This window comes from Stenotrophomonas sp. YJH_SMC_58 (genome assembly GCF_059369635.1).
The window spans coordinates 301742-325932 of record NZ_JCAFSW010000003.1 but is presented as its reverse complement, the minus strand read 5'-3'; the positions used below and the strand labels follow the sequence as shown (position 1 = coordinate 325932).

Annotated in this window: 31 protein-coding genes and 4 tRNA genes; 17 read left to right on the top strand and 18 right to left on the bottom strand. The window is 66.5% G+C overall.

Annotated elements, in window-relative coordinates; translation table 11 throughout:
• The first annotated feature begins 115 nt into the window (after positions 1-115).
• The 5 genes from AC5P68_RS06195 (at position 116) to AC5P68_RS06175 (ending at position 4422) form a co-directional block, all read left to right on the top strand.
• Positions 116-1111 (top strand): phenylalanine--tRNA ligase subunit alpha, encoded by a 996-nt coding sequence (locus tag AC5P68_RS06195; RefSeq protein WP_005410434.1) that lies wholly within the window; start codon positions 116-118, stop codon positions 1109-1111.
• Between the two features lie 120 nt (positions 1112-1231).
• Entirely contained in the window at positions 1232-3613 is a 2382-nt protein-coding gene (pheT, locus tag AC5P68_RS06190) for a phenylalanine--tRNA ligase subunit beta (RefSeq protein WP_005410433.1), read from the top strand.
• Between the two features lie 27 nt (positions 3614-3640).
• Entirely contained in the window at positions 3641-3940 is a 300-nt protein-coding gene (locus AC5P68_RS06185; RefSeq protein ID WP_005410432.1) for an integration host factor subunit alpha, read from the top strand.
• Positions 3921-4277 (top strand): MerR family transcriptional regulator, encoded by a 357-nt coding sequence (locus tag AC5P68_RS06180; protein ID WP_005410431.1) that lies wholly within the window; start codon positions 3921-3923, stop codon positions 4275-4277. The genes AC5P68_RS06185 and AC5P68_RS06180 overlap by 20 nt, the downstream gene beginning before the upstream one ends.
• A 68-nt stretch (positions 4278-4345) precedes the next feature.
• Positions 4346-4422: transfer RNA gene (locus tag AC5P68_RS06175), tRNA-Pro, on the top strand.
• Positions 4423-4487: 65 nt separating this feature from the next.
• Here AC5P68_RS06175 and AC5P68_RS06170 read toward each other — a convergent pair.
• From AC5P68_RS06170 to AC5P68_RS06160, 3 genes are read right to left on the bottom strand one after another with little or no spacing between them, the layout of a single operon-like run.
• On the bottom strand, positions 4488-4928 hold the full coding sequence (locus tag AC5P68_RS06170) for a GNAT family N-acetyltransferase (protein ID WP_049402316.1): 441 nt from the start codon (positions 4926-4928) through the stop codon (positions 4488-4490).
• A complete protein-coding gene (locus AC5P68_RS06165) occupies positions 4925-5368 on the bottom strand; it encodes a DUF6713 family protein (RefSeq protein ID WP_229295562.1) in 444 nt (147 codons plus the stop codon). The genes AC5P68_RS06170 and AC5P68_RS06165 overlap by 4 nt, the downstream gene beginning before the upstream one ends.
• Positions 5365-5874 (bottom strand): DUF3011 domain-containing protein, encoded by a 510-nt coding sequence (locus AC5P68_RS06160; RefSeq protein WP_005410428.1) that lies wholly within the window; start codon positions 5872-5874, stop codon positions 5365-5367. Before AC5P68_RS06160 ends, AC5P68_RS06165 begins: the two co-directional genes overlap by 4 nt.
• A gap of 243 nt (positions 5875-6117) precedes the next feature.
• Here AC5P68_RS06160 and AC5P68_RS06155 point away from each other — a divergent pair, with 243 nt between their 5' ends.
• Positions 6118-6513: a hypothetical protein gene (locus AC5P68_RS06155; RefSeq protein WP_033833235.1), complete on the top strand. Its 396-nt coding sequence runs from the start codon at positions 6118-6120 to the stop codon at positions 6511-6513.
• Positions 6514-6537: 24 nt separating this feature from the next.
• Here the strand turns inward: AC5P68_RS06155 and AC5P68_RS06150 are convergent, their stop codons facing one another.
• A complete protein-coding gene (locus tag AC5P68_RS06150) occupies positions 6538-7230 on the bottom strand; it encodes an aspartate/glutamate racemase family protein (protein ID WP_049402319.1) in 693 nt (230 codons plus the stop codon).
• Between the two features lie 85 nt (positions 7231-7315).
• Here AC5P68_RS06150 and AC5P68_RS06145 point away from each other — a divergent pair, with 85 nt between their 5' ends.
• The 5 genes from AC5P68_RS06145 to AC5P68_RS06125 all read left to right on the top strand — a co-directional run bounded on the left by AC5P68_RS06145 (position 7316) and on the right by AC5P68_RS06125 (position 9632).
• Positions 7316-7627, top strand: a complete 312-nt coding sequence (locus tag AC5P68_RS06145; protein WP_049402320.1) for an ArsR/SmtB family transcription factor — start codon at positions 7316-7318, stop codon at positions 7625-7627.
• Positions 7627-7977, top strand: coding sequence for an SRPBCC family protein (locus AC5P68_RS06140; protein ID WP_033833233.1), 351 nt, complete (start codon positions 7627-7629; stop codon positions 7975-7977). Before AC5P68_RS06145 ends, AC5P68_RS06140 begins: the two co-directional genes overlap by 1 nt.
• A 37-nt stretch (positions 7978-8014) precedes the next feature.
• A complete protein-coding gene (locus tag AC5P68_RS06135; RefSeq protein ID WP_033833232.1) occupies positions 8015-8623 on the top strand; it encodes an ATP-dependent Clp protease proteolytic subunit in 609 nt (202 codons plus the stop codon).
• Between the two features lie 99 nt (positions 8624-8722).
• A complete protein-coding gene (locus AC5P68_RS06130; RefSeq protein WP_049402321.1) occupies positions 8723-9364 on the top strand; it encodes a LysE family translocator in 642 nt (213 codons plus the stop codon).
• 94 nt (positions 9365-9458) lie between these two features.
• A complete protein-coding gene (locus tag AC5P68_RS06125; RefSeq protein ID WP_005410424.1) occupies positions 9459-9632 on the top strand; it encodes a DUF1328 domain-containing protein in 174 nt (57 codons plus the stop codon).
• 22 nt (positions 9633-9654) lie between these two features.
• On the opposite strand, the gene AC5P68_RS06120 is transcribed toward AC5P68_RS06125, so the two are convergent.
• The 4 genes from AC5P68_RS06120 to AC5P68_RS06105 form a co-directional block, all read right to left on the bottom strand.
• Positions 9655-9987, bottom strand: a complete 333-nt coding sequence (locus tag AC5P68_RS06120) for an SMR family transporter (protein ID WP_414497977.1) — start codon at positions 9985-9987, stop codon at positions 9655-9657.
• 13 nt (positions 9988-10000) lie between these two features.
• Positions 10001-10573 (bottom strand): TetR/AcrR family transcriptional regulator, encoded by a 573-nt coding sequence (locus tag AC5P68_RS06115; RefSeq protein WP_033833229.1) that lies wholly within the window; start codon positions 10571-10573, stop codon positions 10001-10003.
• Between the two features lie 88 nt (positions 10574-10661).
• The gene (locus AC5P68_RS06110; protein WP_005410421.1) at positions 10662-10895 is read right to left on the bottom strand and encodes a DUF1653 domain-containing protein; all 234 of its coding nucleotides are present in this window, start codon (positions 10893-10895) and stop codon (positions 10662-10664) included.
• Positions 10896-10907: 12 nt separating this feature from the next.
• Positions 10908-11192 (bottom strand): hypothetical protein, encoded by a 285-nt coding sequence (locus tag AC5P68_RS06105; protein WP_005410420.1) that lies wholly within the window; start codon positions 11190-11192, stop codon positions 10908-10910.
• A gap of 403 nt (positions 11193-11595) precedes the next feature.
• Between AC5P68_RS06105 and AC5P68_RS06100 the strand changes: the two genes are divergently transcribed.
• The 3 genes from AC5P68_RS06100 (at position 11596) to AC5P68_RS06090 (ending at position 12877) form a co-directional block, all read left to right on the top strand.
• Positions 11596-11802, top strand: a complete 207-nt coding sequence (locus AC5P68_RS06100; protein ID WP_005410418.1) for a hypothetical protein — start codon at positions 11596-11598, stop codon at positions 11800-11802.
• Between the two features lie 130 nt (positions 11803-11932).
• Positions 11933-12505, top strand: coding sequence for a DUF3011 domain-containing protein (locus AC5P68_RS06095; protein WP_033833228.1), 573 nt, complete (start codon positions 11933-11935; stop codon positions 12503-12505).
• A 168-nt stretch (positions 12506-12673) separates the two neighbouring features.
• Positions 12674-12877 carry a hypothetical protein gene (locus tag AC5P68_RS06090; protein WP_005410416.1) on the top strand — a complete coding sequence of 68 codons (204 nt, stop codon included), beginning with the start codon at positions 12674-12676 and terminating at the stop codon, positions 12875-12877.
• A gap of 153 nt (positions 12878-13030) precedes the next feature.
• Here AC5P68_RS06090 and dxs read toward each other — a convergent pair whose 3' ends face one another.
• The 7 genes from dxs to AC5P68_RS06055 form a co-directional block, all read right to left on the bottom strand.
• Positions 13031-14938 (bottom strand): 1-deoxy-D-xylulose-5-phosphate synthase, encoded by a 1908-nt coding sequence (gene dxs / locus AC5P68_RS06085; RefSeq protein WP_033833240.1) that lies wholly within the window; start codon positions 14936-14938, stop codon positions 13031-13033.
• 105 nt (positions 14939-15043) lie between these two features.
• Positions 15044-15709, bottom strand: a complete 666-nt coding sequence (locus tag AC5P68_RS06080) for an HNH endonuclease (protein WP_005410414.1) — start codon at positions 15707-15709, stop codon at positions 15044-15046.
• Positions 15710-16344: 635 nt separating this feature from the next.
• Positions 16345-18135: an acyl-CoA dehydrogenase C-terminal domain-containing protein gene (locus AC5P68_RS06075; protein WP_414497978.1), complete on the bottom strand. Its 1791-nt coding sequence runs from the start codon at positions 18133-18135 to the stop codon at positions 16345-16347.
• 65 nt (positions 18136-18200) lie between these two features.
• Entirely contained in the window at positions 18201-18677 is a 477-nt protein-coding gene (locus AC5P68_RS06070; RefSeq protein WP_033833225.1) for an LEA/WHy family protein, read from the bottom strand.
• Between the two features lie 169 nt (positions 18678-18846).
• Positions 18847-19398 carry a lipocalin family protein gene (locus AC5P68_RS06065; protein WP_033833224.1) on the bottom strand — a complete coding sequence of 184 codons (552 nt, stop codon included), beginning with the start codon at positions 19396-19398 and terminating at the stop codon, positions 18847-18849.
• Between the two features lie 193 nt (positions 19399-19591).
• A tRNA-Phe gene (locus tag AC5P68_RS06060) sits at positions 19592-19667 on the bottom strand.
• A 73-nt stretch (positions 19668-19740) separates the two neighbouring features.
• A tRNA-Phe gene (locus tag AC5P68_RS06055) sits at positions 19741-19816 on the bottom strand.
• Positions 19817-20152: 336 nt separating this feature from the next.
• On the opposite strand from AC5P68_RS06055, the gene curA reads away from it, so the two are divergent.
• Positions 20153-21184, top strand: a complete 1032-nt coding sequence (gene curA / locus AC5P68_RS06050; protein WP_322534844.1) for an NADPH-dependent curcumin/dihydrocurcumin reductase — start codon at positions 20153-20155, stop codon at positions 21182-21184.
• A 73-nt stretch (positions 21185-21257) separates the two neighbouring features.
• On the opposite strand, the gene AC5P68_RS06045 is transcribed toward curA, so the two are convergent.
• On the bottom strand, positions 21258-22100 hold the full coding sequence (locus AC5P68_RS06045) for a bifunctional transcriptional activator/DNA repair enzyme AdaA (RefSeq protein WP_005410409.1): 843 nt from the start codon (positions 22098-22100) through the stop codon (positions 21258-21260).
• Between the two features lie 132 nt (positions 22101-22232).
• Between AC5P68_RS06045 and AC5P68_RS06040 the strand changes: the two genes are divergently transcribed.
• Entirely contained in the window at positions 22233-22994 is a 762-nt protein-coding gene (locus AC5P68_RS06040; protein ID WP_043035603.1) for an SDR family oxidoreductase, read from the top strand.
• 6 nt (positions 22995-23000) lie between these two features.
• Here the strand turns inward: AC5P68_RS06040 and AC5P68_RS06035 are convergent, their stop codons facing one another.
• Entirely contained in the window at positions 23001-23486 is a 486-nt protein-coding gene (locus tag AC5P68_RS06035) for a hypothetical protein (RefSeq protein ID WP_043035605.1), read from the bottom strand.
• A gap of 161 nt (positions 23487-23647) precedes the next feature.
• Between AC5P68_RS06035 and AC5P68_RS06030 the strand changes: the two genes are divergently transcribed.
• Positions 23648-23818, top strand: a complete 171-nt coding sequence (locus AC5P68_RS06030) for a hypothetical protein (RefSeq protein WP_005410406.1) — start codon at positions 23648-23650, stop codon at positions 23816-23818.
• 61 nt (positions 23819-23879) lie between these two features.
• On the opposite strand, the gene AC5P68_RS06025 is transcribed toward AC5P68_RS06030, so the two are convergent.
• Positions 23880-23955, bottom strand: a tRNA-Ala gene (locus AC5P68_RS06025).
• Between the last annotated feature and the right edge of the window lie 236 nt (positions 23956-24191).

The window sequence follows — 24191 nt, the reverse complement described above, 5'->3', positions numbered from 1 at the left end:
CCCATTCTTTTTTGGGTCCCGGCGAGGCCACGACGGCAGCGCGGGGACGGCGGTGGCGACAGGGGTCGGCCCTTCGCGCATCGCGATGGCAGATCGACTGGAGTTCCAGCCCCCCATGAGCGACATCCAATCCCTCACCACCCAGGCGCTGGCCGATGTGGCCGCCGCACAGAGCCCCGACGTGCTGGAGCAGCTGCGCGTGGCCCTGCTTGGCAAGAGCGGCAGCATCACCTCGCAGCTCAAGCAGCTCGGTGCCCTGCCGGCCGACGAGCGCAAGGCCGCCGGTGAAGCGATCAACCAAGCCCGCGACGTGCTGACCCGCGCGCTGGGCGAGCGCAAGGCGCTGCTGGAAGACGCGGCACTGGATGCGCGCCTGGCCGCCGAAGCCATCGACATCACCCTGCCGGGCCGCAATGGCGACCGTGCCGGCCTGCACCCGATCACCCGCACCCTGGAGCGCATCACCGGCATCTTCGGCCGGCTGGGCTACGAGCTGTCGGAGGGGCCGGAGATCGAGGACGACTGGCACAACTTCGAGGCGCTGAACTTCCCGCCGCACCACCCGGCGCGCGCCATGCATGACACCTTCTACTTCGGCGACGGCCGCCTCCTGCGTACGCATACCTCCGGTGTGCAGGTGCGCTACATGGGCGACCACGCGCCGCCGCTGCGCATGATCGCCGCCGGCAAGGTCTACCGCAGCGACAGCGACCAGACCCACTCGCCGATGTTCCACCAGGTGGAAGGCCTGCTGGTGGACGAGCATTCGACCTTCGCCGACCTGAAGGGCACGTTGGCCGAGTTCGTGCGCGCGTTCTTCGAGCGCGACTTCGAGATGCGTTTCCGTCCCAGCTATTTCCCGTTCGTTGAACCGGGCGCGGAAGTGGACATCGCCTGGCAGCAGCCCGATGGCAGCACCCGCTGGCTGGAAGTGCTCGGCTGCGGCATGGTCCATCCGAACGTGCTGCGCAATGTCGGCATCGATCCGGAGCGCTACACCGGCTTCGCCTTCGGCATGGGCGTGGAGCGTTTCGCGATGCTGCGCTACGGCGTCAACGACCTGCGCGCGTTCTTCGAGAACGATGTGCGGTTCCTGAAGCAGTTCGCGTAAGCCGCAACCGTGTAGAGCCGAGCCCTGCTCGGCTGCTTTCTGGATGGACGCCTGCTTGCGCATGCGCTGGGCGACCCCAAAAACCGCAACGGGAGGCACGCCTCCCACCAGGGTGACACCATGAAATTCTCCGAAAACTGGCTGCGCAGCCACGTCCCGACCTCCGCCTCGCGCGATGAGCTGAGCGCGGTGCTGACCGCCATCGGCCTGGAAGTGGAAGAAGTAACCGCGCTTGGCGAAGGCCTCGATCACGTGGTCGTGGCACGCATCGTTGAAGCCGTGCGCCATCCGGAAGCCGACCGCCTGCAGGTGTGCAGGGTCGATGCCGGGCAGGGCGAACTGCTGCAGATCGTGTGTGGCGCACCGAACGCACGCCCGGGCCTGGTCGCGCCGCTGGCGATGGTTGGTGCGCAGATCGGCGAGCTGAAGATCAAACCGGCCAAGCTGCGTGGCGTCGAGTCCAACGGCATGCTGTGCTCGGCCAAGGAGCTGGGCCTGGACAGCGATGCGTCCGGCCTGCTGGAACTGCCGGACGATGCCCCGATCGGCCAGACCCTGGTCGAGTACCTGGGCCTGCCGGACGCCAGCATCGAGATCAAGCTGACCCCGAACCGCGCCGACTGCTTCAGCCTGCGCGGCATCGCCTACGACGTCGCTGCGGCCACCCGCAGTGAAGTGTTGGACTTCGCTGCCGACGCCATTCCGGCAGTCGGCAGCCGTGAGTTGAGCATCCAGCTCGACGCCGGCGCCGAAGCGCCGCGTTACCTGGGCCGTGTCATCGAAGGCGTCAATGCTGCCGCCAGGACCCCGCTGTGGATGGCCGAGCGCCTGCGCCGCAGCGGCGTGCGTCCGGTCTCGCTGCTGGTCGACATCACCCAGTACGTGATGCTGGAGCTGGGCCAGCCGATGCACGCGTACGACCTGGGCACCCTGCAGGGCAGCATCGCCGTGCGCCGTTCGCGCGCGGGCGAGACGCTGAAGCTGCTGGACGGCCGCGATGCTGCGCTGGACGACAGCTTCCTGGTGGTCACCGATGCTGACCGTGCGGTCGGCCTGGCCGGCCTGATGGGCGGCTTCGACACCCGCGTCACCGACGCGACCACCGCCGTGTTCCTGGAAGCCGCGCACTTCGCGCCGGCCGCGATCATGGGCCGTGGCCGCAAGCTGGGCCTGCACACCGATGCTGGCCATCGCTTCGAGCGCGGCGTCGATCCGGCGCTGCCGCGCACCGCGATCGAGTACGCCACCCGCCTGGTGCTGGACCTGGCCGGCGGTACCCCGGCACCGGTCACCGAGGCCGTGCGTGAAGCCGATCTGCCGCAGCCGGCGACCATCGTGCTGCGCCGCGCCCGCATCACCCGCGTGCTCGGCATCAGCATCGACGATGCCGAAGTCGAGCGCATCCTGCGCGCGCTTGGCATGGACGTGGTTGCCACCGCCGAGGGCTGGCAGGTCACGGCGCCGAGCCGCCGCTTCGACATCGCCATCGAAGAAGACCTGATCGAAGAGCTGGCCCGCATCCACGGTTACGAGCAGATCCCGACCACGCTGCCGGGCGGTGCCTCGCGCGTGGCGATGCCGAGCGAGACCCAGCTGGACGCACTGAGCGTGCGCCGCCAGCTGATCGCCCGTGACCAGCAGGAAACCGTCAACTTCGCCTTCGTCGACGACGCGCTGCTGACCCAGTGGCAGCTGCGCGACGGTCTGGTGCCGCTGGCCAACCCGCTGTCGGCGGAACTGGCGGTGATGCGTCCGTCGCTGCTGCCGGGCCTGGTCGCCACGCTTGGCCGCAATGCCGCGCGCCAGCTGGGCCGCGTGCGCCTGTTCGAGATCGGCCGTGTGTTTGCCCAGCAGAGCGGAGACGGCCAACCGGCGCCGCTGGAAACGCCGCGCGTGGCCGCTGCGGTCTGCGGTGAGGCGCAGGCGGTGCAGTGGGGCCTGCCGACCCGCAAGGTCGATTTCCATGACCTGAAGGGCGACCTGGAATCGCTGGCGGCTGCCAGTGGCGCGCAGCTGGAGTTCCGTCCGTCGGCCCGCGCCTACGGCCACCCGGCGCGTTCGGCCGAGGTGTTCCGCGATGGCGTGGCCATCGGCTGGATCGGCCAGATCCATCCGCGCCTGGCGCGGGCGATGGAGATCGAAGCCGACGTGTACGCCTTCGAGCTGGACCTGGAGCCGCTGACCGCCCGTCGCCTGCCGCGTGCCGGCGAGCTGTCGCGCTTCCCGGCGGTGCGCCGCGACCTGGCGTTCCTGGTGCCTGAGCAGGTGGCCTGGGCCGACCTGGCGGCGACCGTCCGCCAGGCCGCCGGCCCGCTGCTGCGCGACCTGAACCTGTTCGACCGCTATGTTGGCCAGGGCGTCGAGCCGGGCTTCAAGAGTCTCGCTATGGGCTTGATTTTGCAGGACAAGTCGCGCACTCTGACGGACCGCGACGTGGATGCGGTGGTGGCCGAGGCGGTCACTGCCATCGAGCGTGAACACCACGCCCGGATCCGCGGCTGAGCGGGCAGCACTCGGGGGTAGCAGGCAATGGCATTGACCAAGGCGGAGATGGCGGAAAAGCTGTTCGACGAAGTCGGTCTGAACAAGCGTGAAGCCAAGGAATTCGTCGACGCGTTTTTCGATGTGCTGCGTGAAGCATTGGAACAGGGACGTCAGGTGAAGCTGTCGGGCTTCGGTAATTTCGATCTGCGGCGCAAGAACCAGCGCCCGGGTCGCAACCCCAAGACCGGCGAGGAAATTCCGATTTCCGCCCGTACGGTGGTCACCTTCCGTCCGGGCCAGAAGCTCAAGGAGAGGGTGGAGGCTTATGCTGGATCCGGGCAGTAACCGCGAACTACCGCCGATCCCGGCCAAGCGCTACTTCACCATTGGTGAGGTCAGCGAGCTGTGCGACGTCAAGCCGCACGTCCTGCGCTACTGGGAAACCGAGTTTCCCAGCCTTGAGCCGGCCAAGCGCCGAGGCAATCGCCGCTACTACCAGCGCCATGACGTGCTGATGGTGCGGCAGATCCGCAGCCTGCTGTACGAACAGGGCTACACCATCGGTGGTGCACGCCTGCGCCTGGATGGCCCCGATGCCCGCGAGGAATCGGCGCTGAGCAACCAGATCATCAAGCAGGTGCGCATGGAGCTGGAAGAAGTGCTGCAGTTGTTGCGCCGCTGATCCCATTTCCATCGTAATCCGCTATACTTCACGGCCCGCCGCACTGGCGGGCACATCGCAGCATCAGTCGGGGCGTAGCGCAGCCTGGTAGCGCATCTGCCTGGGGGGCAGAGGGTCGTCGGTTCGAATCCGGCCGTCCCGACCACTGTGATGAATCAAGGAGCCTGCGCAGCAATGCGCGGGCTTTTTTGTGCGTTCTGCAGATGCTGATCAGTCTTCCGCGAAGCGGTAGATGAGTTCCGGATCGCCTTCATCCAGGCCATGCACGATGCCGCTGCCCACGAAGCCGGCGGCGGCGAGCAGGCGTTGCATGCCCGTGTTGGAGGCATTGGTCGAGGTGAACAGCTTGCCGCCACCGCGCCACGTGATCGCGTGCCGCAGCAGGATGGCGCCGATACCCTGGCTGCGCTGTTCGCGCGCCACCCTCAACATTTCAATGAAGGCTTCGCCAAAGAAGTGGTGATGGATGACCAGGTAGCCGACGATCTTGCCGCCCTGCTCGGCGACCTGCACGACGCCGTGCGCCAGCCAGTCGGCAATCTGCATGATCCGCCGTGGATCAGTGGCTGTCACGCTGTCGAGCGCGATCAAGGCATCTGCGTCCTGCGGAATGCCGTCGCGCAGGTGCGGAGAAGAGGACGTCCGGTTCATCGCGGGCGCAGCTTCAGCAACAGGCCGCCACCCGACACAAAGCCGGCGAGCAGGACGGCAATCGACAGCGGCAGGTGGAATTCACTGCGACCGAACAGGGCAAAGGCCAGATGGATCAGTGCCGTGCCAATGCCGAGCCCCCCGCAAGCCAGTGCATAGCTGCGCGCCGTGGATGTGCCCAGCACGATCTGGCGATAACCCCAAAGCACGGCGCCGACTGCGAACAGGTTGAACAACAGGAAGCCCTGGATGCCACCGGGGACATGGAACATGGCCCATTCCTGCCAGAATGCAGCGTCGATCTGATGCAGGATCAACGCCAGCAGCGTCGCCAGATACCATCGTTCCATGTCGTGCTCCCTGCCGTGCAGGCCATAGTCTATCGACGCCGCCTGGCACGCACGCCTGCTCGATGCAGCCAGCGCGCGGCCGGCAGTCAATACACCCGGAACTCGGCGCGGCAGCCGTCGCTGACCCACACCCCACGGCGGTCCCAGCCCCAGTTGCGGTCCTCGATGCAGGCTGTCACCGATTTCTGCCTGACCAGCCGTACCTCATGGCGCACGCGAATCCGGCACTCCTTGTCCTTGTTCTCGTAGGACTCGCAGACCAGGCGTTCGCCCTCGTTGTCGCGATCACGGCTGCGGCCACGTCCCGGCCAGCGGCCGTGTTCGTCGGCAACGAACTCGGCGCGGCAGCCGTCGGTCACCCACAGCATGCGCCGGCTCTGGCCCCAGTTCTGGTCTTCCACGCAACGGGTCACCGACAGCTGCCTGGCCAGGCGCATCGGTCCCTCGATGGGGCATTGCTCGGTCTTGTTGAACTGGGATTCGCAGCGCAGCGCTGGAATGTGATCAGTGTCGTAGTCCTGGGCGGCCACGGCGGTGGCGGCCAGCAGCAGGGCAAGGGCGGCGCCGGTGATCGGCAGCAGCGGGCGAAGGGTCATGGGGGAGCCTCGGGCGGGGATTCGGGCGGCAAGAATGACCCAGCACGGGGCCGTCGGAACGCATCGTTCCGGAAGCGGCTCAGGAGGGATTTAGTAGTGCGCACCAGCCCATGCAGAGGCTTACATCCCGTATCATCGCTGCACATCCGATCGCATCGGTTTACACCTTCTTACATGTCTTCCACGCCTGTCGGCGCAGCCTGTGGCTGCCGTCACTGGTGTGCGGGCGGCCTGTGGAGGAGGATGCGCGGACCACGACGACCACAGGGGGTTGCGTTGATCAGCAGTACCGTCATTCATCGCTCGGCCGACGCAGGTGGCGCCGAGGTGCGGGTCCTGGACACTACGTTCAAGGGCAAGCATGTGTTCGTTGCCTGGGGGCTGCGCGGGCCAGAACTGACCCGCAGCGCGGACCCGGCTGCCACTGTGGCTGCGCGCAAGGCATTGCATGCTGTTGCCGGGCATAGTGAAGGGCCGCGCAGCCCGGAAGTGTTCATCGCCAACCAGTCGGCGGTGGCGATCACGATCTATCGGCTGCTTACCGAAGCACGCTCCGGTGACGCCATCTTCTTCCTGTGCGATTCACCGGCGGTGGTCGAGTGGCTGATCACCGCGCTGGAGGTGCAGGGCGCGGACTGATTCCGTGCTCCTGCGCGCATTGATTCAAGCCAGGGCCGTGTCCACGGCGGCCCGCGCATGCAGGGCGGTGGTATCGAACAGCGGCACTGCACTGTCCTCCGAACGTACCAGCAGCATGATCTCGGTGCAGCCAAGAATGATTGCTTCGGCACCGCGCGCCACCAGTCGCGCGATCACGCCGGCATAGACCTGCCGTGAGTGCTCGCTGACCACACCAGCGATCAACTCCTGGTAGATGATGTCGTGCACGCTGCGACGATCATCGGCTTCGGGTACCAGCACCTCCAGTCCGAAGCGATCCTGCAGCCGGCCGCGGTAGAAGTCCTGTTCCATGGTGAAGGCGGTGCCGAGCAGGCCCACCTTGCGTGCGCCTGCCTGCACGATGGCCTGGGCGGTGGGGTCGGCGATATGCAGCAGCGGCAGTGGGCAGGCCGCCTCGATGCGATCGGTCAGCTTGTGCATGGTATTGGTGCAGATCAGCAGCAGGTCGGCGCCGCCCGCCTGCAGGCGCCGCGCGCCATCGACCATGTGGTCACCCAGGGTGTCCCAGTCGCCCTCGTGCTGCAGCTGCTTGATGCCGGCGAAATCCACCGACCACAGCAGCAGCTGTGCCGAGTGCGCATCGCCGAGCCGCCGCCGTACCTCCTCGTTGATGAGCCGGTAGTACTGGGCCGAGCTTTCCCAGCTCATGCCGCCGATCAGGCCGAGAGTCTTCATGCACAGCTCCATGCCAGGAGTTGCTATTGCAGCACAGGCAGCGGGTGAGTTGCACTACACATTAGTGTTTGCTAATGTGTTGATCATGATCGAAAACGCCCTGTTCAAGGCGCTGGCCGACCCCACCCGGCGCCATATCTTCGAAAAGCTGGCCCAGGGGGGGCAGCATGCCAGCGCGCTGCGCGAGGGCATGGCGATCAGCCAGTCTGCGATGTCCCAGCACCTGGCGGTGCTGCGCGATGCTGGGCTGGTGAGCGAACAGCGCCAAGGGCGCTTCGTCCACTACGAGGTCGATCCGCGCGGACTGGCCAACATCGGCAACTGGCTGCAGCGCTACCGGGCCTACTGGCCCGCGCGTATGGATGCCTTGCAGGATCTGCTGAAGGAGATGGACTGATGGACGATGTTCTGAACGAAGCGGCTCCTGCGTTGGTGATGGAGCAGTGGCTGCCAGCGCCACCGGAACAGGTCTGGCGCGCACTGTTCGACCCGGCGCTGCGTGAGCGTTGGTTGCCTGCGGCCGATCTTGCCGATTCGCAGCCCTGCTTGTGCGAGGAGGGGCGGGAGCTGGGGTTCCACCTGCGAGATGCGCAGCCCCCGCATCTGCACAGCCTGGTGTGTTTCCGGCTGCGCGCGGATGACGGTGGGGGGACGGTGCTGACCATTGTGCATCGGCTCAGCGACCTGCGCGCGCTGCTGCCGTTGGCCGCCAACGATGAGCATCGCACGGTGATGCGCGCGGCTTGAACGGGCGCCAGGGTCGAACGCTACAGGGAGCAGGCACATGCGGGACAGAATGCAGCTGGTACCAATGGTGGTGGAGCGCAGCGAGCGCGGTGAGCGCTCCTATGACATCTACTCGCGGCTCCTGCGTGAGCGCATCATCTTTCTCAACGGCGAAGTCGATGACACTGTGTCGGCGCTGGTCTGCGCGCAGCTGCTGTTCCTGGAATCGGAAAACCCGGAGAAGCCGATCCATCTGTACATCAACTCGCCGGGTGGGGTGATCTCCAGCGGCCTGGCGATGTACGACACCATGCAGTACATCTCGGCCCCGGTGCATACGCTGTGCATGGGCACTGCGCGGTCGATGGGTTCTTTTCTGCTGATGGCCGGCGAGCCGGGACACCGTGCGGCGTTGGCCAATGCCAGCCTGCATGTGCACCAGCCGCTGGGCGGGGTGCAGGGCCAGGCTTCGGACATCTTCATCCACGCCGAGGAAATGCAGCGCACCAAGCAGCGCATCACCCGGCTGTATGCGCAGCATTGCGGACGCAGTGTCGTGGAGGTCGAGCAGACCCTGGATCGCGATCGTTTCATGAGTGCCGAGCAGGCATGCGAATGGGGATTGATCGACCAGGTACTGGTACGGCGCGACGCACTCGCGGCCTGAGCCTGCCTCTGTAACCACCACATCCATGCTGCGCTGTGTGTGCCGCGGCAGGCCCGGCGCACTCTATGCTGGTTGGATCTTCTGAAGTGGATGTGCGCTATGGCCCTGCATACCTGGTGGTGGTTCCTCGCCACGGTGTTCGTTCTGTGTGGTACGCCGGGGCCGAACATGCTGCATATCCTCGGCCGCAGCGTCGGGCTGGGGTTCCGTGGCAGTGTGCCGGCGATGGCCGGCTGCCTGCTGGCGATGCTGCTGGTGCTGGTGGCCTCCGCAGCAGGCCTGAGTGCGCTGCTGCATTCCTCGCCGATGCTGTTCGAGGTGCTGCGTTATCTGGGCGTGGCCTATCTGGCCTGGCTGGGCCTGAAGGCATGGCGTGACAGTTGCCGGCCGGCACCGCCGGTGACGGTCGATGCTACGCCGCCGGTTGCGGCCTCGCTGGGCGCGTGGAAGGTGTTCCGTGGTGGCCTTCTGGTGGGCCTGAGCAATCCCAAGCTGCTGCTGTTCGCGGCGGCGTTCCTGCCGCAGTTCGTCGACCCATCACGCGGCCAGGCGCTGCAGTACAGCGTGCTGGTGGCCACCTTCGCCGCGTGCGAACTGTTCTGGTACGTGATGTATGCGGCCGGTGGCCATGGCCTTCGCCGCTGGTTGGCCAAGCCGTTTGCGCGACGCTGGTTCGAGCGCCTGGTGGGCAGCGTGTTCCTGGCGTTTGCCGTCGCGCTGCTGCGCTTCCGTCCGCGCTGATTCACGCCGCGCACGCGGCCTGTTCACGATTGCCGCATCGGCCACGGCCTAGCCTGACCATCCAGTACGCAGTCCCCGCGGGGAAAGGTTTGACATGATCAAGTGGGCCATCATCTTCGCCGTCATCGGTGTGATCGCAGGCGTGCTCGGCTTCGGTGGCATTGCCGGTGCCGCGGTCGGTATCGCCAAGTTCCTGTTCTGGGCCGGCATCATCATCGCCGTGGTGCTGTTCCTGCTCGGCATGACCGTAGCGAAGAAGGTCAGCTAGCGTTGATCGCGCAGCAGTGTGCTCAGTGCGCACTGCTGCGCGAGAACAGGTTGATCACCAGTACGCCGGCGCAGATCAGGCCGATGCAGATCAACGCCTGTGCATCCAGGCGCTGCTTGAACACCACCAGCCCGATCAGTGAGATCAGCACGATGCCGACGCCGGACCAGATTGCGTAGGCGATGCCGGTCGGGATCGACTTCATGGTCATCGACAGCAGGTAGAAGCACAGCCCGTAGCCGACCAGTGCGCCCAGTGTCGGCGCCAGCCGGCTCATGCCGTCGGATGCCTTCAGCAGTGACGTGGCAATCACTTCCAGCACGATGGCGGCGGCAAGGTAGAGGTAGGGATTCATCGAGCGCTCCAGCTCACTGCAGGTCGCACAGTTTCAGGGCCTGTTCGGCCATGGCCAATGCATTGGCACGTTCTTCCTCGTCCAGCGGACGCCCGTAGGCCGTGGCCCAGTAGCCATCGGCAGCGCAGCGCGCCGCGTACAGCCGCGGGTCGCCGGCTTCGCCAGGGAACTCGGCCAGCATCGCGCGCTTCCAGTTGCGCCAGTGCGCAAGCAGGCCCGGTTCCATCAGGTTGCCCAAGGTCAGGCCGATGTCGTTGTCCTGCTCCTGCTGCAGCAGATGCTCGAAGTTGGCCTGCACATAGGCGCGGCTGAAACGGCCATGGCCTTCGGGGTTTTCCTGCAGCAGGGCGCGCACGCGCGCTTCGAATTCTCCAATCAGCGCTCCGATGGCTTCATCCACCAGCACCTGCTTGCTGCTGAAATGATGGAACAACGCACCCTTGCTGACACCGGCGGCCTGCGCGACGTCCTGCACGGTCAGCGCGGCCAGGCCGTTACGGCCGATCACTTCAATGGTGGCCTGCAGCAGTGACTGGCGCACGCTGTCGGGCGCCTTGCGGCGCGAACGGGAGGGGGATGCGGACATGGCGGGAAGAAACCGACTGGACGGTACGATTGTAACGCAGGCCCGCCGCGTTACCGCGCGCTGCCGGCCATGGCCGGCAGCGGAACCCTCATGCGTCGACGCGGGCGAAACGCGGTTGCGGTCCGTGCTCGCCGGGCACCTGCTCGACGAACATGGCGTACGGGCGTACCCACAGGCCACCTTCGCCATACAGCGCGCGGTACAGCACCATCGGCTGCAGGGTCTCGCTGCTGCGGACGATGTCGAGCACTTCGTACTCGCCGCCCTTGAAGTGGCGGTAGCGGCCTGGGGCCAGGGTGGGGAGCGGACTCAGCTCAGCCATGGGTGGCGCGACTCACTTGCGCGCCGGGCTGGCCGGCTTCGCGCAGTAGGCATCGATGGCTTCGGCAGTGTTGGCCAGGCCCTGTGCCTGCGCCAGTTCCCACGGACGTTCGCAACGCTGGCTGTGCTCGCACCACTGGTAGCCGGCCGAACCGATGCAACCGTGGGCATCGCGGTCGCCACCGACCTTCGGCGTGGCGGGCGAAGTGGCCGCCGTATCGGCACGCGCAGCGGCCTGATGCTGGTTGGCACAGGCGGACAGCACCAGCAGGGCTGGAATCAGAAGAAGCGCTTTCATCGGGCGGGCTCCGTGCCTAAAGCGACAGTGTCTGTCGCAAATAGCCCTGCAGCAAGCGCTCAGTGCATGGCGGCGCGGATCAGTTCCTCGATCAGCACGAGGTAGCTGGCCACGAAATAGAACTTCAGCAGCGTCCAACGCTGCTGCGAGAAGAAGGTGCGCATGTGGAAGGGGCCCCTGTTGATGACGGTAGTGTGAAGCCCGGCTGACTCCGTGACAAGAATCACGGAATGAACAGGCTAAACGGACTCAGGGATGTGAGGGCAGGCAAGGGCTGACCAGAGGGCGTGGCATTTTCGTACAAATCTGATGGGCCACCCCTGAGGTGATCGCTAGCCTGAAGGTGTACCGGCACGTGGACCGTCCGCCTGCCGTCGCATCCTTCCATCCACAGGAGCCCCTCATGGTCATTACCGTTCAACGCAACGCCCGGCACTGGTCCGTGCTGGATCCGCAGGTGCATGACGCAACCCGATATGCGCGGGGCGCCGAGGCTTTCGATGTCGCCGCGGCGCGGGCCCTCGAGCACCACCGTCGCACCGGCCAGCGCAGCACGGTGCGGGTCGAGGCGCTCGGCAGCGCGGTGGATGCCCTGCACGTAGGAGACTGACGCCGGTCGTTGCGTGCAGTCAGCTACGGTTGCGTTGTTTGAATGGGGAAAAACCGGCGTCACGCGCCCCCCTGTGCGCCGTGCCGGGAATCCCGGATGCTTGCGCCATCGTATTCATCTGGAGATCTCGATGGGCAAGGCACTCACCTGGCGTACCCTGGCCTGCACCCTGCTGCCGATGCTGGCGGCGGCGGGTGGCGCCCAGGCGCAGAGCTATGGCTACGGCTATGACGATGACCGCTACGGTGGCCGCGAAGGCAGCGGCATCGTGCGCTGCGAGTCGATCAAGAACCGTAGCAACGAGTGCCGTCTGGAGGGCCGCGCGCGGATGATCCGCCAGTTGTCCGGCTCGCCGTGCGTGGAAGGTGAGACCTGGGGCCAGTCGCGCTATGGCGTCTGGGTGACCCAGGGCTGCCGCGCCGAGTTCGTCGGCGAGTACCGTCGTGGCGGTGGCTGGGGCAATGGGGGTGGCTGGGGCAATGGGGGTGGCTGGGGCAACGGCAACGGTTGGGGCGGCGGTGAGGTGATCACCTGTCATTCCAATGGGCACCGCCAGGAGTACTGCGACGCCCGCATCCGCCGCGGCGTGCGCCTGGTTCGCCAGGATTCGCGCAGTGCCTGCATCGAGGGCCAGACCTGGGGCTGGGATCGTCGTGGCATCTGGGTCAGCGACGGCTGCCGGGCACAGTTCCAGGTGAACTGAGCGTGCCCCTCTAAAATCAGAAAAATCTGATACAGCTCACATTTTGAACTGTCGTATCTTCTGCGATCAGGGCATCTCTGTGTGTCCCTGATCTGTTGCGACGATGCCTGCCGTGATCGGCAGGAATGTCCCGCTACCGTCGATACGCTGCCTCAAGGAGTGAGCCGCATGTTGATCCGCCTGCAATGCGAACAGCGCCAATGGCGCGTGCTGCATCCGGACCGGCCGGAGCCGATCGATTTCCGCGACGGTGCCCGCGCCTTCGACTTCGCTGAAACCCTGGCGCGCCTGCACTTTGTCGATACCGGGCAGCGCGCCGCGGTGCGCGTGGAAGCCAGCGGCGCCTTCGTTGAAGCGGTCAGCTACGGCTGAGGGCGGGGGTGTCAGGCCAGATCCTGTTTCCGGGCCCCGCTATCCACGCATGGCGTGGATCTACCGCGGAACCGGGGTCGACCCACGCCATGCGTGGATGCAGACGCAAGGTAGATCCACGCCATGCGCGGATCCACTGGGTGGCAATCGGCCTCAGCCCGCCGCGCTCAGCGGCGGGGTACCTGTGGCCAGCTGCGGCCAACGCTTGAGCACGGCCGCACGGATGCCCGCGGCGTCGATGCCTGCTTCGGCCAGCAGGTCCTCGCGGCTGGCATGGTGCTGGTAGCTGTCGGGCAGGCCCAGGTGCAGGATCGGGCGCAGCACGCCTTCGGCATTGAGCAGCTCGCCGACGCCTGAACCGGCGCCACCGGCCACCACGTTGTCTTCGATCGTCACCAGGCCCTCGTGCTGGGCGGCGACAGCCAGCACCAGCTCGCGGTCCAGCGGCTTGATGAAACGCATGTTGACCACGCTCAGGCCCAGTTCGCGGCCAACCTGTTCGGCGGCGGCCACGGTGCTGCCGAAGGCGAGCAGGGCAATGCGGCTGCCCTGCAGGCGCAGTTCGCCCTTGCCGATCGGCAGGGTGGACAGGTCGCTGCCGGCTGCAACGCCGGTGCCGGTGCCGCGCGGGTAGCGCACGGCGGCCGGGCCCGGGTGCTGCAGGCCGGTGCTGAGCATCTGCCGGCACTCGGCTTCGTTGGACGGTGCCATCACCACCAGGTTGGGCACGCAGCGCAGGAAGCTCAGGTCGAGGTTGCCGGCATGGGTCGCACCGTCCGGGCCGACCACGCCGGCGCGGTCGATCGCGAACAGCACGTCCAGGTCCTGGATCGCCACGTCATGTACCAGCTGGTCGTACGCGCGCTGCAGGAAGGTCGAGTAGATCGCCACCACCGGCTTGCCACCCTGGGTGGCCATGCCGGCGGCGAGGGTGACCGCATGCTGTTCGGCAATCGCCACGTCGAAATAGCGCTGCGGGTATTCCTTGCTGAAACGCACCAGGCCGGAGCCTTCGCGCATCGCCGGGGTGATGCCGTACAGGCGGGGCTCGGCGGCGGCGGCATCGCACAGCCAGTCGCTGAACACATCGGTATAGGTCGGCTTCTTGGCACCGGCCTTGGCCACCAGGCCCTTGTCCGGATCGAACGGGCCCACGGCGTGGTAACCGATCTGGTCGCCTTCGGCCGGCTCGTAGCCCTTGCCCTTGGTGGTCATCACGTGCAGCAGCTTCGGGCCCTTGGAGGCGCGCAGCGTCTTCAGCGTGGACAGCAGGGCGGGCATGTCGTGGCCGTCGATCGGGCCGGTGTAGTGGAAGCCCATCTCCTCGAACATCGTGGACGGCACGAACATGCCCTTCCAGTGTTCTTCCCAGCGCTTCACGAAACGCGCCGGGTTGTTCTTCTTGTCACCGAGGATCTTCTTGCCGCCTTCGCGCAGCGCATTGAGCGTGCGGCTGCCGGTGGCACGGCCGAGCATCTTGGTCAGGCCGCCGACCGCCTCGGAGATCGACATGTTGTTGTCGTTGAGGATCACCAGCAGGTTCGGTTCCGGGTCCATGCCGCCGGCGTGCATCAGCGCTTCGAAGGCCATGCCGGCGGTCATCGCACCGTCACCGATCACCGCCACGATCTTGCGGTCGTCGCCTTCGGACTGGCGGGCAATGGCCATGCCGAGTGCCGCCGAGATCGAGGTGGAGGAGTGGCCGACGCCAAAGGTGTCGTATTCGCTCTCCTCGCGTTTCGGGAATGGCGCGACGCCGTCCTTCTGCTTGACGGTGTGGATCTGGTCGCGGCGCCCGGTCAGGATCTTGTGCGGGTAGGTCTGGTGACCGACGTCCCAGACCAGCTGGTCGACCGGAGTCTGGTACAGGTAGTGCAGGGCCACGGTGAGTTCGATCACGCCCAGGCCGGCGGCGAAGTGGCCACCGCTCTTGCCCACCGATTCGATGAGGTAGGCGCGCAGTTCGTCGGCAACCGCCCTCAGTTCGGATTCGTCGAACGTGCGCAGGTCATCCGGCGTCTGGATGCGCGCGAGGCGGGGATAGCGGGCAGAGTCGATCATCATGTTCGCACTTTTTCTGAATGCCCATTTTCGCCCTCAAACGGGGGTGGGGCAAGCAAACGCCGCCGTCCGTGACAGGACGGTGAGGGTTGCATTTTCAGGCGTTCAGGTGCTCAGTTTCGACCGCTTGGGCAATTGCGCCTTCAGGAAGGCCATCTGGTCGGCCAGGATGTTGCGGTTGGACAGGATCAGGTGCTCGATCCAGCTGGGCCGGTAGGGCACGGCCAGCAGCGGCATTCCGGCCTGCTGCGGGGTGCGGTCGCTCTTGCGCGAGTTGCAGTGGAAACAGGCGGTGACCACGTTTTCCCAGCAGTCCAGGCCGCCCTTGGACAGTGGCACGACGTGGTCGCGGGTGAGCGTGGGGCGGTTGAACTGCTGGCCGCAGTACATGCACAGGTGGGCGTCGCGGGCGAACAGGGCCGGGTTGGTCAGGTTCGGCGTGGGGTCGATCGCGCGGGAGCGGGCATGGCCGCGCGCGGCGATGATCGGGTGCAGGTCCATGCCGCTCTGCAGGCCGCTGAAGCGATTGGTGCCGCCGTGGATGTGCAGGCAGGGATCGCCCAGCGTCCAGGCCACCGCTTCGCGGGCGTAGAGGCACGCCGCATCCTGCCAGGTGATCCAGTCCAGTACGCGTCCGTGGGCATCAAGCGAGAGCAGCCGGACCGAACCGGGGCGATGCAGCGTCGTGGCGTTGGGCGATGCTTCGGCGCCCGGAGCAGAAAACGGAGCTCCGGCTTCGATCAGACCCAAGCGTGTAGTGTCTGTCTCCATCGGGAGAACAGCTTATACCTGAATGTTGACGATTTGTGTATCGCCTGTCGGCGATACGCAAATCGCAACGATTCAGGTCCGCGCATTCCTCCTATCCCCCCGCACCTGTCGGTGCGCCCCCTTTAGCAACCCAGCCCGCCGTTGGCGCGCTGGGTTGCGCGCGCATTCTTCCTAATCCCCGCGCGCTGTCGGCGCGCCCCCTTTAACAAAAGGGGGCTCTTCTCCAGAGGGATTTAGGGGGTTCTCATCCACGCGTGGCGTGGATCTACGCAGATCGCGGGGAACTGTCAGAGGCGGGGCGGTGTGGGTTGGCAGGACCGTTGGCGCCATGGGCCCGAGGCATGCCTCGGGCGGGTTGGGCAGGACGCCCCAACCCCGGTCTTGCCGTGTGCGCAGGACAGCGCACACGAGCAAGGCGCCATCGAGCCCCCAGGGGTGAGGGCGCTTTGCTTGCGAAGCACTGCTTCGCAAGCGCCCGAACGCACAGTCGCCAGCGGCTGGGCCGGATCGCGGAGCGGGGTTTACGGCGTGTCCTGCCAGCCCACACCGCCCCGCCATCCACCGGGATCCAGCTGTTGCTATTGCGGTTGCCGGCCAGCGGCCGGCGCTACCGCGGGTGCCGGGCGGCAGCCGGCTCAGGCGCCGAAGCGCTCGTCGTCCATCGTCATCAGCGGGGCGGCGCCGGACTGGATCGCGGCGGCGTGGCTGAGCGTGCGCGGTAGCACGCGGGCGAAGTAGAAGCGAGCGGTTTCGCGCTTGCCCTGGGCGAAGGCGGCGCCGTGCGCGCTGGCGTCGGCGGCGGCCACGCTGCGGGCCCACCAGTAGGCCAGTACCACGTAGCCCGAATAGAACAGGTAGTCGTAGCTGGCCGCACCCAGTTCGTCTGGATTGCCGGCCGCGCGCTGCAGCACGTCCAGGGTCAGCTTGCCCCATTCGGCGGCCTTGGCGCGCAGCGGGCCGATGAACTCGGCCAGCGATTCGTTGCCTTCATGCTCCTTGGCGAAGGCTTCGATCTCGGCCAGCATCAGCTTCAGGCCGGCGCCCTGGCTGGAGGCGGTCTTGCGGCCGATCAGGTCCAGCGCCTGGATGCCGGTGGTGCCTTCATACAGCGTGGTGATGCGCGCATCGCGGGCCAGCTGCTCCATGCCGTGTTCGCGGATATAGCCGTGGCCACCGAAGCACTGCAGGGCGTTGTAGGTGTTCTCGATGCCCCATTCGGTCTGGCAGGCCTTGGAGATCGGGGTCAGGAAGCTCACCAGGGTATCGGCGCGCTCGCGCTCGGCGGCGTCCTCGGCGTGATGGGCAACGTCGATCAGGGTGGCGGCGTGCAGGGCCAGCAGGCGGCTGCCCTCGACCAGCGACTTCACCGTCAGCAGCATGCGGCGCACATCCGGGTGCACCAGGATCGGGTCGGCCGGCTTGTCCGGGAATTTCGCACCGCTCACGGCGCGCGACTGCAGGCGTTCACGGCTGTACTTCAGTGCGTTCTGGTAAGCGCGCTCGGAAAGACCGATGCCCTGCAGGCCGACGCCCAGGCGCGCGGTGTTCATCATGGTGAACATGGCCTGCAGGCCCTTGTGCGGCTGGCCGACCAGGTAACCCTGCGCACCGTCGAAGTTCATCACGCAGGTGACCGAACCCTTGATGCCCATCTTGTGCTCGATCGAGCCGCAGCGCAGTGCGTTGCGCTCGCCGACAGTGCCCTCGCGGTCGACCTTGAACTTGGGCGTGACGAACAGCGAGATGCCCTTGGCGCCCGGAGGGGCGTCGGGCAGCTTGGCCAGCACCAGGTGCACGATGTTTTCGGTCAGGTCGTGCTCGCCGGCGGTGATGAAGATCTTGGTGCCGGTGATCGAGTAGCTGCCATCGGCGTTCGGCTCGGCCTTGGTCTTCAGCAGGCCCAGGTCGGTACCGCAGTGCGGCTCGGTCAGGCACATGGTGCCGGTCCAGCGGCCCTCGATCAGCGGCTTGAGGAAGGCCTCGTGCTGCCAGGCCTCGCCGTGCTGCTTCAGCGCTTCGATGGCGCCGTGCGAGAGCAGCGGGAAGTTGCCCCACGCCAGGTTGGCGGCGTTGATCATTTCGTTGAGCGGCACGCCAAGGGTGTGCGGCAGGCCCTGGCCACCCAGTTCCGGCGAGGCGGTCAGGCCGGTCCAGCCGCCATCGACGAACTGGTCGTAGGCCTGCTTGAAGCCGGGCGGGGTGGTCACTTCACCGGTGGCCTGGTCGAGCACGCAGCCGATCTCATCGCCAACGCTGTTGAGCGGGGCCAGCACGGTGGCGCTGAAACGGCCAGCTTCTTCCAGCACGGCATCGACCACGTCGGCGGTGGCGTCGGTGAAGCCCAGGCGGGCGAACAGGGGTTCGACCTTGAGCACGTCGTGCAGGGCGAAACGGAGGTCGGAAAGCGGGGCGGTGTAGCTGCTCATCGGTACGTCTCGATTTGATCAGGGCAGGGGAGAGCGGCGCCAGGCGCCGCGACGGAAGGTGGAAATCAGCGCAGCACGCCCGGCAGGCCCGGGGCCTGGTTGAGGGTGCTGCGGCTGCTGATATCGAAGCTGCGCTGCTTCTTTTCCTGCGGCGTGGCCGCGACCGTTCCCTTCAGGCCATAGGCCAGGGTGCGGTTGCCGGCCAGTGCATCGGCCACCACCAGGCGTGCGGCCGAACTGGGCACCAGGTCGACATTGATGACATCCGCGGAGGTGCCGCCGATGGAGATACCGGGCTTGGCCTGCAGGGTGCCGGCCTCGGCATCGCCGACGCTCAGCGCCAGCGACACATCATCGAAAGTCATCGGCATCGAGCTGAAGTTCTGCAGGCGCAGCGCCACGGTCCAGTTGCCGTCGGCGCGCACGGTCAGCTGCTGCAGGCTGGCCGCCGGTTCCGAAACACGCTTGACGATGCCGTTGCCACAGGCGGCAAGGGCGAGGGTGCACAGGACGATCAAGGCGATACGGAAACGGTGGAGCATGGGCGCAGGTCCTCTGGAGGCGGTGCGTTGGAATAAGCATACTACGGCGTATGGTCGTTTGGATCGCCTGTGGCGAGCCGTCGCAGAGGGTAGCGCGTGAAGATGGCGGCGGGGCGTGCGCAGCGCTGGATCTTCGGGCGCACGGTGCGCGTACGGATTGAACTGCGGCTCAATCGGCGGGCGTATCGCGAAGCGGGGCCATCAGGCGCAGCGGGCGCAGGTCGTAGCCCATGGCTTCGGCTTTTTCCTTCAACTGCTCGAACCGGGCGCGGTCCATTTCCGGCAGGCGCGAGAGGATCCACAGGTATTTCCGGTCCGGTTCACCAACCAGGGCCCACTGGTAGTCCGGGTCCAGCGCCAGCACCCAGTAGTCGGCCCAGACCAGTGGCACCCAGCTCAGCCAGTCCGGAACGAAGCGCACCTGCAGTTGGCCGGGATGGCCAGCCACCGGGCGTGCAACGCCTTCGGCGATTACGCGTTCTCCGTCGGCGTTGCGGCAGGCATTGGTGACACTGATGCGGCCATCGCGGCGCAGCCCGTAGTTGGCGGTGATCTCGCCGACGCACTGCTTCTGGAATGACACCGGCAGGTGAGCGATCTCGTGCCATTGGCCTGCATAGCGGTCGATGTCCAGCGTGTCGACTGCACGCACCGGTTCGGCGGCGATCACCGGGGCGGCGGCCAGCAGCAGGCAGGCGAGCAGGGTGGGGCGCAATTGCATCGGCAGGCTCCGGCAGGAATCTGCAGCGTAGGTGCCGCGGCGGGTACCGGTGTAAATGTTTCGTCAACCAGACGGCGGTGGCCCGGCATGGATCGAGGCCATGGAAGGGGCCAGCGCCAGGTAGATCCACGCCATGCGTGGATGGCAGGCCGCACGCAAAAAAAAGACCTGCATTTCTGCAGGTCTCTGAAGATGGTGGCCGAAGACGGAATCGAACCGCCGACACGGGGATTTTCAATCCCCTGCTCTACCAACTGAGCTACTCGGCCAAATTGTGTGGCAACCGTGATCAAACCCGGTTTCCGGAAAAAAAAGACCCGCATTTCTGCAGGCCTTCGAAAGTGGTGGCCGAAGACGGAATCGAACCGCCGACACGGGGATTTTCAATCCCCTGCTCTACCAACTGAGCTACTCGGCCACATGTTTCGTTGCAGCGAGGTCGCTGCCAAGGACGCGTATATTACGGAGGTCGGCTGCCTTCGGCAAGCGTTTTGCCAAGATTTCTTCACATTGCCGTCTGTGGGCTCGCAAGTGCTTGATCCTCCGTTGTGGGGCGGGGGCGTGGTCAGTCGATCATCGTCTGCGGTGGAAATCAGCAGATCGCCGCGATCGCCAAAGCTGCAAGGGCAAGGGCTGCGCCGGACCCGCGCCGCGCCGGTCCATGGAACGCTGTTTTCATGGCCGTCGCCGGCAATCGTTGCGGCGTAGTGTCGGCATTCCTTTCCTGATGCTGGCAACAGCAGAGCCGGTCACCATGTCCGATTCCCTCGCTACCTCCACCTCCCGTATCGTGCTGGCCTCGCGTCCGCAGGGCGCACCAGGCGCGGCCAACTTCCGCCTGGAACAGGCTGCGCTGCCGGCATTGGGGGATGGCGAAGTGCTGCTGCGCAACCGCTACCTGTCGCTGGACCCGTACATGCGTGGACGCATGGACGAGGGCCCCTCGTATGCCGCGCCGGTGGCGGTGGGCGCGGTGATGGAGGGCCAGACCGTGGCCGAAGTGCTGCGATCCAACGCCGAAGGTGTGGCGGTCGGAGATCTGCTGCTGGCGCCGGGTGGCTGGCAGACCCACGCAGTGCTGCCGGCCAAGGCGCTGGGGCGTCGGCTGGATCCGGCCGGCCTGCCGCTGAGTACCGCGCTGGGGGTATATGGCATGCCCGGCTTCACCGCCTATTCCAGCATGCACGAAATCGCCCGTTTGAAGCCGGGTGAGTCGCTGGTGGTGGCTGCCGCGACCGGGCCGGTGGGCGCGACCGTCGCCCAGCTGGCCAAGCTGCAGGGCGCGCGCGTGGTCGCCATCGCCGGTGGCGAAGCCAAGCGTGCCTACCTGCAGACGCTGGGCGTGGACGTGGCGCTGGATCATCGCGCGGCTGATTTTGCCGATCAACTGCGTGCGGCAGTGCCCGCCGGCATCGACGTGTACTTCGAAAATGTCGGTGGCCATGTGCTGGATGCAGTGCTGCCGCTGCTCAACGACTTCGCTCGCATTCCAGTGTGCGGCACCATCGCCACCTACAACGAGCGGGGCATCGAGCAGCCCGGCCCGGACCGGTTGCCCGCACTGTTCAGCCAGATCCTGCGCCAGCGCCTGACCGTGCGTGGTTTCATCGTGCACGACTTCAACCACCTGTGGCCGGACTTCGAACGCGAGATGCGGCAGTGGCTGCGCGAAGGTCGCATCCAGTACCGCGAGGATGTGGTGGAAGGGCTGGAGAATGCGCCGGAGGCGTTCTTCGGGCTGCTGCAGGGGCGCAACTTTGGCAAGCTGGTGGTGAAGCTGGATTGAGGGCTTGGCGGCGTGCCGACCAAGGTCGGCAGCTACCGGAAGCTAAGCGTGCCGACCAAGGTGGGCACCGATTTCAGGCAGTCGAGGCCTTTTCCCGGCGCAGCAGTTCGCGCTTGCGCGCTACGCCCCACGCATAGCCGGACAGGTCCCCATCGCGGCGCACCACGCGGTGGCAGGGGACTGCCACCGCCAGCGGGTTGCTCGCGCATGCGCGGGCCACCGCACGGCTCGAGCGCGGGGCGCCGATGCGCGCGGCGACATCCGCATACGACGCGGTCTGCCCGCGCGGAATCTGCTGCAGTGCCTGCCACACCCGTTGCTGGAACGCGGTGCCGCGGATATCCAGCGGCAGCGTGGCGCCTCGCGAAGGATCCTCGACCAGGCCTACCACCTGTGCCACCAGTTGCTCATAGCCCTGGTCGGCACCGACCAGTTCGGCCTGGCGGAAGCGTTGCTGCAATGACTGCAGCAGCGTCTCCGGATCGTCGCCGAGCAGGATCGCAACCACGCCGGTGGCACTGCTGGCCACGAGCACGCTGCCCAGTGAGCTTTCGGCAAGCGCGAAGTGGATGACTTCGCCGCGACCACCTGCGCGCCATTGCTTGGGTGTCATGCCCAGCAACTTCGGTGCGTTCTCGTAGAAGCGCCCACTGGAACCGAAGCCGGCATCGTGGAAGGCATCGGTGATGCGCTCCTGTTGTTCCAGTCCGGTGCGCAGGCGGTCGGCGCGCAGCGCGGCGGCGTACTGCTTGGGGGTCAGCCCGGTGGCCTGCTTGAACAGACGATGCAGGCGGGTCGGGCTGCAGCCGGCGATGTCGGCCAGCTCCTGCAGCGAAGGCTCGTCGAGGCTCGCCTGAAGGTGGCGGCAGACCCGTTCGACGCGGGCATCGAAGGCGGTGGTGGCGGTACTGTCCATGGCCGGATTCTGGCACGTGCCGGTGCTGCGGAAACTCCGTTTCCTGCACCGACGGGCCAGGCCCGGAAACGGAGTGTCGGCAGGGGAGATGCGCGGCATCGTGGCGGCCACTTCACAACCGGTACTGCCACCATGCGCCTGAACAACAAGATCGCCCTCATCACCGGAGCCAGCGCCGGCATCGGCCGCGCCAGCGCGCTGCGCTTCGCCGCCGAAGGGGCGAAGCTGGTGCTCAACGCTCGGCGGCCGGAGCCGCTGCAGGCGCTGGCCGAGCAGATTCGCGCCGCCGGTGGCGAAGCCGTGGCGCATGCCGCTGACGTGGCTGACCCGGGCACGGCACAAGCGCTGGTCGATCTGGCCCAGCAGTCCTTCGGCGGCCTGGACATTGCCCTCAACAATGCCGGCATGCTCGGCCCGGGCGTGCCGGCGGCGGAGTTCCCGGTGGACGCCTGGCGCGAGGTGATGGCGACCAATCTGGATGCGGCCTTCCATGCGGCACGCGCGCAGTTGCCGGCACTGTTGGCGCGCGGCGGCGGCTCGCTGGTGTTCGTTGGCACTTTTGTCGGCCACACCGTGGGCTTCCCCGGCATGGCGGCCTATGCGTCGAGCAAGGCCGGGGTGATCGGCCTGAGCCAGGTTATCGCCGCCGAATACGGTGCGCGCGGCGTGCGCAGCAACGTGCTGTTGCCCGGTGGCACCGATACCGAGATGGGCCGGCAGGCGGCACCGACCGGCGATGCGCGCGACTTCGTGCGCTCGCTGCACGCACTGAAGCGCATGGCCGAGCCGGAGGAGATCGCCAACGCGGCGCTGTTCCTGGCCAGCGATGAAAGCAGTTTCGTTACCGGAACCGCGATGCGCGTGGAGGGTGGAGTGTCGATCACACGGACCTGAGCGGGGTCAGGAGCGTGGCGCGTAGCGGATACCGCTGCTGGCCATGAAGCCCTTCGGATCGAAACGGGCCCAGGCTTCGCCCCAGTCGAACCGGGCGTGGCCGCCGGCCAGCTTGCGACCCAGCGCCGCACCCAGCGTGCGGCGCATGAAGGTGACTTCGGCATCGATCGCGGCCTGGGTCGGCCAGCCGTCTTCCAACGTTGCACCGGGTAGATCGACGCCCATCGTCACCATGTCGAGCTGTTGCCCGTGAAAGCACAGGCTGATGCCAGCGGGCGCACCGCCCAGGCTGAGCTGGTGCAGGCTGAGCCAGACGTAGCCGGTGCCGACATCGCGCTCGCCATGCATCAGCGTGACGAAGGCGACACGTGCCTCATCCCGTGACAGGGTGGGGCCGATCAGAGTCGGCAGATTGCCGAGCTGGATGCTGCCGTCGGTCGCATCAATGATCATCGGCACGGCGTGTGCTGCGTGCTGGGCAGAAGAGGGCATGGCGTACCGGTGGGCGTTGGCCCTCGGATTCTGGCTGCGCGGGGGCAATGGCGGCAAGCCAGTGCCTGCACATGACGTTGGCGCAGGACTGACCTGTGGATTACCCGCCAGCCTCTAGCGTGGTGCACAGCGTTGGCCTGCCGCCGACGAGGGAGTTTTCGATGAACGAGCGAGACAAGGATCAGGACCCGAAGCAGGGCGTCCAGGAAAGCCGCCAGGACAGGAAACAGGACGATGTGGCCAAGCAGCGGCCCGGGCAGCGCGACCAACAGGTGCGCGATGCGCACTCACGCGGCCCGCAGCGCAAGGACGGCGACCAGGAGCCGGCCTGAGTTGCCGGCGCTGAAAAGAAAAACCCGCAGATCACGAAGATCTACGGGTTCTTCTGAATAGTGGTGGAGCCAAGGAGGATCGAACTCCTGACCTCGTCATTGCGAACGACGCGCTCTCCCAGCTGAGCTATGGCCCCACGGCAGGGCTTCAGTCTAGCCAAGCGCCTGCCGCTTGCCAAGCCGATCAAAGGAATTTCGTGTCGAGACGCGAGGCACATCAGCGGGTGACTGTGCCGAAACCGCTTGTTTCGCCGGGTTTGGGCGCCGCGCAACGAAATCGTAACAATTTGGGGGATAATGGCGGCTTGCGCAGTTCTCCTCCTTTTTGCCGCCCGGCCCGCGCAGGCCGCACGGACGCCTCCTCAGAGCATTT